Raw genomic sequence first — 3,249 nt, 5'->3', positions numbered from 1 at the left:
CGCGGCGATATCCTCAATGCTCAGCTGGTATCTGCGGTTTACGGAGCGCAGGGCGTTAAAGTCACCATTGAAGATGCTCAGCTTCAGTGGAGCACAGAAGAGATTGAGGTAAACGACGGCGGCGATCCCTTTGCAGGGCTGGAAGCGGCGCTGCTGGCTGCGTCAGCATAGCCAGTAATAATTCGTGTGGATACCACTCATAACAGGTGTTATGTTGTTTTTTTTTGACACACGGAGTGCTTTAAATGACTACTACTGGCTGGATATTATTATTTGTTTTTGCTCGCCTTATTGATCTTGTTATCTGGTATTTCCTGAACAGAGGAAGCGTAAGAGCTAATGATCAGATCGCTATGCTTAAAGAAATCTCTGAAAAGCAAAGTGCTCAAATTGATCTTCTGATTGCACTTGCTCATAAAAAAGAGGAACCAGAAAAAGATTATCTGGAAGAAGCAAGGAAAAAAGCTGGTTTAATTTAATAATATTGAAATCATAAAAAAGCCCCACAATGTGGGGCTTTTTGTTTCTGAGGAAATGAAATGGCAACCCTGCGTGAACTTATCATTAAAGTTTCTGCTAACTCTCAGTCATTCCAGACCGAGATAGCCCGCGCGTCACGTATGGGGGCTGATTATTATAAGACAATGCAGAATGGCGGCAGGCAGGCTGCGGCTTCAGTTCGGGAAACTCGCCGTTCTGTTGCTGAACTAACTGACCAGATGGAGTCAGCAAAGGCTACCGCACTGGGGTTAACCGGGGCATTTGCTGGTGCTTTTGCTACGGGGCATTTAATAGCCTTGGCTGATGAATGGAATTCAGTAAACGCCCGCCTAAAACAGGCATCTCAATCAACTGATGATTTTACCAGCTCTCAAAAACAGCTGATGGATATCAGTCAGAAAACGGGTACATCTTTTTCTGACAACGCTAATTTATTTTCCCGTTCAGCAGCCTCAATGCGGGAATATGGTTACAGCTCCAGCCAGGTGCTGGATATTACTGAGGCTATTTCTACTGGTTTAAAACTTTCTGGCGCGAATGCTCAGGAGTCCAGTTCGGTCATCACTCAGTTTAGCCAGGCTCTGGCACAGGGCGTGCTGAGAGGTGAAGAATTCAATGCCGTCAACGAGAGCGGCGACAGGGTTATACGGGCGCTTGCGGCAGGGATGGGGGTTGCGCGTAAAGACCTTAAATCTATGGCGGATCAGGGGCAGTTAACCATTGATAAAGTAGTGCCAGCCCTCATCAGCCAGCTTGGTAAGCTACGGAATGAATATGGTGAATTGCCGCAGACTGTTTCATCGTCGGCAACAAAAGTTGAAAACGCTTTTATGCAATGGGTCGGTGGAGCTAATGAAGCTAGTGGCGCGACAAATACCCTAACCGGATTACTTGATGGCGTAGCCAACAATATTGATCAGGTCGCCACTGCTGCCGGAGCGCTTGTTGCCGTTGGTGCAGCCCGATATTTGGGAAATATGGCTCTTGGTGCCAGCTCTGCAACAGCCGGGATTATTAACGCTGCAAAAAGTGAAGTAGCTTTAGCTGAAGCCCAGGTCAGAGGGACGCAGGTTACGACAGCTCGCGCGCGTGCTGCAGTTTATCGTGCCCAGCAGGCACTGGCAGCGGCGCGGGGTACAGACGCGCAGGCCGCCGCAGAAAAACGGCTCTCACTGGCGCAGGAGTCACTTAACCGTAATATTCAGGCCAGAGTATCCGCTCAGACTGCGCTGAACTCGGTTACTGCTGTAGGTTCCCGGCTCATGGGTGGAGCATTAAGCCTCGTTGGCGGTATTCCAGGGCTGGTTCTGCTTGGTGCCGGTGCCTGGTACACGATGTACCAGAATCAGGAACAGGCCAGATTATCCGCTCAGGAATATGCAAACACCATTGATGCAGTCCGTGAAAAGACAAAATCAATGTCCCTGCCCGAAGTTTCTGATAATGAGACCAAAACCCGTCAGGCGCTGGAGGAGCAAAACCGTCTTGTTGATGCACAGGCATCAAAAGTAAAAAGCCTGAAGGAAGAGATCGCGGGTTATCAGTATGTTCTGTCCAACCCCGGGCCGACAACCAGTGGCGGTTTCATGATAAACCACCTTACTTCGGTTGAAACGGTCACCCGTAGTCTGGAAGAAGCGACTTCCGCTCTGGCCGTTGAACAGGAGAGGCTGACTCAGATGCAGGCTAAGTCTGAGTCGATCCAGTCGGTACTGGAAGGGATAGAGAACAGGAGAATAGCATTAATCCGGCAGCAGGCCGCAGAACAGAATTCAGCATATCAATCGTTATTAATGATGAACGGTGAGCATACTGAATTTAACCGTTTGCTGGGTCTCGGAAATAATCTCCTCATGGCCCGGCAGGGGCTGGTAAACGCACCACTACGCTTACCACAGGTAGACCTGACAACCCAGCAAACGGCTGCACTGGAAAAAAGCCGCCGTGACCTGGCGCTTTCAAAACTCAAAGGAGAGGACAAAGAACGCGCACGACTGGGTTATGCTGCGGATGACCTGGGGTTAACTAACGACCCACAGTTTCAGACCGGACGGCAGGAGTTGATTAATAACGGCCTGAATGAATGGAGAAACAACCAGGAAAATAAACCCAAGCCAAAAGGAAGGCATGGGAAAACCGAGGCGGAGAAAACCGAAGATACCTATACCCGGCTGATTAAACAGCAACGGGAGCAAATTGCTCTTTCCAGCCAAAACACTGAACTGGCAAAGATGAAATATCAGGTTACTCAGGGGGAATTATCTTCGCTTGAAAAATCCAAAAAGGAAACGTTGCTGCACAATGCGGCGCTTATTGATCAGAAAAATATCGCTGAACAGTTAAAAACATTCCGCGAAGGTCTGGCCGACAGTAATGCTGCCGCCCGGGAAAGGGGGAATATCGATTTCCTCGGCGCGGGACAGGGGGATAAAGCCCGTGACCGAATGAAGGAAATGGCGGATATTCGTGCTGATTTTCTCAGGCAGCAGCGTGACTTACAGCGTGATTTCAGTCGTGGGCAGATTTCCGAAGACCTGTATAAAAAGCAAACGGAAGCGCTTAGAACAGCGCTTGCCGAACGCCTGGATATTCAGGAGGAGTATTACAAAAAAACCGATGAACAGCAGTCAGACTGGCGCGCGGGGATCAGCGATTCCCTGATGAACTATGCCGATCAGGCTTCTGATCTGAGTTCAATGGCTGCCACTGCAACCAGCGAGATTCTGGATGCCACCACTAACTCTATCT

General features: G+C 49.4%; 3 protein-coding genes. All 3 read left to right on the top strand.

The annotated features are described in order from the left end of the window. On the top strand, positions 1-171 hold a 171-nt coding region (locus tag RRF55_RS26945; protein ID WP_439419194.1), incomplete at its 5' end, for a phage tail assembly protein T. 74 nt (positions 172-245) lie between these two features. Then, positions 246-479: a YebO family protein gene (locus tag RRF55_RS26940; protein WP_016530182.1), complete on the top strand. Its 234-nt coding sequence runs from the start codon at positions 246-248 to the stop codon at positions 477-479. Between the two features lie 60 nt (positions 480-539). Further along, positions 540-3,249, top strand: a 2,710-nt coding sequence (locus RRF55_RS26935; protein WP_439419193.1) for a phage tail tape measure protein, incomplete at its 3' end; no start/stop codon positions are given.

It is taken from the genome of Klebsiella sp. K47 (assembly GCF_051858335.1).
Taxonomy (GTDB): domain Bacteria; phylum Pseudomonadota; class Gammaproteobacteria; order Enterobacterales; family Enterobacteriaceae; genus Klebsiella; species Klebsiella pneumoniae.
The sequence above is the reverse complement of the archived record's forward strand: the minus strand, read 5'-3'. Positions and strand labels throughout refer to the sequence as shown.

What these genes read in the sequence shown, in the direction of transcription:
- RRF55_RS26940 (WP_016530182.1), top strand. Translation starts at nt 246, where the DNA reads ATGACTACTACTGGCTGGATATTATTATTTGTTTTTGCTCGCCTTATT.